This window comes from Allobrachymonas chironomi DSM 19884 (assembly GCF_000374625.1).
In the GTDB taxonomy this organism is placed as follows: Bacteria; Pseudomonadota; Gammaproteobacteria; order Burkholderiales; family Burkholderiaceae_C; genus Brachymonas; species Brachymonas chironomi.
The window spans coordinates 1-2,184 of sequence record NZ_KB894795.1; the positions used below are offsets into that span (position 1 = coordinate 1).

At 48.2% G+C, this 2,184-nt stretch carries 3 protein-coding genes; all 3 read right to left on the bottom strand.

What is annotated here, in order from left to right; translation table 11 throughout:
- Positions 1 to 237: 237 nt before the first annotated feature.
- Positions 238 to 537 (bottom strand): hypothetical protein, encoded by a 300-nt coding sequence (locus C513_RS14375; RefSeq protein WP_156816113.1) that lies wholly within the window; start codon positions 535 to 537, stop codon positions 238 to 240.
- A complete protein-coding gene (locus tag C513_RS14380) occupies positions 534 to 995 on the bottom strand; it encodes a hypothetical protein (RefSeq protein ID WP_156816114.1) in 462 nt (153 codons plus the stop codon). Before C513_RS14380 ends, C513_RS14375 begins: the two co-directional genes overlap by 4 nt.
- Before the next feature lie 77 nt (positions 996 to 1,072).
- On the bottom strand, positions 1,073 to 1,864 hold the full coding sequence (locus C513_RS0112265; protein ID WP_018716282.1) for an AadA family aminoglycoside 3''-O-nucleotidyltransferase: 792 nt from the start codon (positions 1,862 to 1,864) through the stop codon (positions 1,073 to 1,075).
- Positions 1,865 to 2,184 lie beyond the last annotated feature (320 nt).

Sequence of the window (2,184 nt, forward strand, 5' to 3'; positions counted from 1 at the left end):
TTCTTTGGCATCAATGCCTTTTTTAACGCCAATACCGCCAGCAAGTAAAGCAGCGCCAGCAAGAATGAAGGGAAGTGCCATAATTTTCTCCAAAAGGGCAAGTTACAAATGGCTAGGGTTTGCCCGGTGTTCCTGCCTAACGCGCAGCTTGAGGGGCGCGTAGACAGCAAGCAAAGCTTGCTGGCGGAGCGTCCCTTTCGAAGCGTTTGTTAGCCATAATGCTTACGACAGAAACGGCTATTTCTCCCATTTTCCTTGATTGAAAAGCCCTGGGAGTTCTATTGTTCCCTCTTTCAAGTCAACAAGACAAAGGCCTTCTCTGTAACTACTGTCCGATTCGAATTTTTTCTCAGCCATCGCAATTACAAGCCGACCATTTTTCATCCAATGGCTACGGTATTCAACATAGTTGCCATCCGCTCTCTTTTCCTTGTAAAACTTCACGCATGCATCTGCTGAATTTTTAATTTCTTCGCTTGAAGGGCCAGAGCACCCAGAAAGCACGAATAGAAGCCCAAAAGCCACCAATTTATTCATGATTTCACTCCTTTATTGACTTTGATTTTTCTTAGTTCTTCGTAAGAGGTTCGCTTAGGCGGGCAGCAACGAAAGAACCAAGGTTTAGCTTCATGTTTTGCGCGCTCCCAATCGTGCTTGAGCAGAAGAGCAACTCTGTCTGTAAAATCGGGAAGCTTTATATCTAAGGTGTCGCGATTTTTCAGAGCCACAATAACTGCAAGAATGTCGTTATCTTGTTGGTGAAATGGATTGAGATTGTGCGCGAACTCCAAATGAAGCTCTGAAAGTTTTTCCGCATTGCCAGCAACGGCTGCTTGCTGAACTTCAAGTGACTTGATGCGGATTTTCTCCCTCCATTTTGCTCTTTCTTGGGTTACGTTCTCGATCTGTATTTTTCGTTCGCTGTTTCGGAGCGCAACAAATCCAGCGACAAGACCACCTACAACTGAAGATGACAAAAACGCGGTGAAATCCAAGATCGGCTCCATAGATGGCTAACGCTCGAGTTAAGCCGCGCCGCGAAGCGGCGTCGGCTTGAACGAATTGTTAGACATCATTTGCCGACTACCTTGGTGCTCTCGCCTTTCACGTAGTGAACAAATTCTTCCAACTGATCAGCGTGCAAGGCCAAGCGATCTTCTTCTTGTCCAAGATAAGCCTGTCTAGCTTCAAGCAAGACGGGCTGATACTGGGCCGGTAGGCGCTCCATTGCCCAGTCGGCAGCGACATCCTTCGGCGCGATTTTGCCGGTTACTGCGCTGTACCAAATACGAGACAACGTAAGCACTACATTTCGCTCATCGCCAGCCCAGTCGGGCTGCGAGTTCCATAGCTTCAAGGTTTCATTTAGTGCCTCGAATAGATCCTGTTCAGGGACCGGATCAAAGAGTTCCTCCGCCGCTGGACCTACCAAGGCAACGCTATGTTCTCTTGCTTTTGTCAGCAAGATAGCCAGATCAATGTCGATCGTGGCTGGCTCGAAGATACCCGCAAGAATGTCATTGCGCTGCCATTCTCCAAATTGCAGTTCTCGCTTAGCTGGATAACGCCACGGAATGATGTCGTCGTGCACGACAATGGTGACTTCTATAGCGCGGAGAGCCTCACTCTCGCCGGGGAAAGTCGAAACCTCCAGAAGGTCGTTGAGCAAAGCTCGCCGCGTTGTTTCATTAAGCCTTACAGTCACAGTAACCAGCAAATCAATATCGCTGTATGGCTTCAGGCCGCCATTCACTGCGGAGCCGTACAAATGCACGGCCAGCAACGTCGGCTCCAGATGGCGCTCAATGACACTAAGCACCTCTAACAGTTGTGTCGAAATTTCGGCGATCACTGCGTCCCTCATGATGTCTAACGTTCAGTATGCACCTCAAACGGTGCATACTTCTATAATTCATTTAAAACTAGTCACATAGTGCTAAAATTTGATCGCAGATCAACAACATAGCCCCAGATATGACCCCGCATACAGTGTATAGCACAGTAGACAAGCTGAAGCCTCCGAAGCTGCTCGACCAGGTGCGCGAAAAGCTGCGACTTAAGCACTACAGCATACGCACCGAAAAGCAGTATTGTAGCCTCCTCGAAAACCTGTGCCAGTCGGTGGTAGAGAATTCCATGGTATGAAGGAGTTCCTACATGAAGAAAAGCAGATTCAGTGAAAGC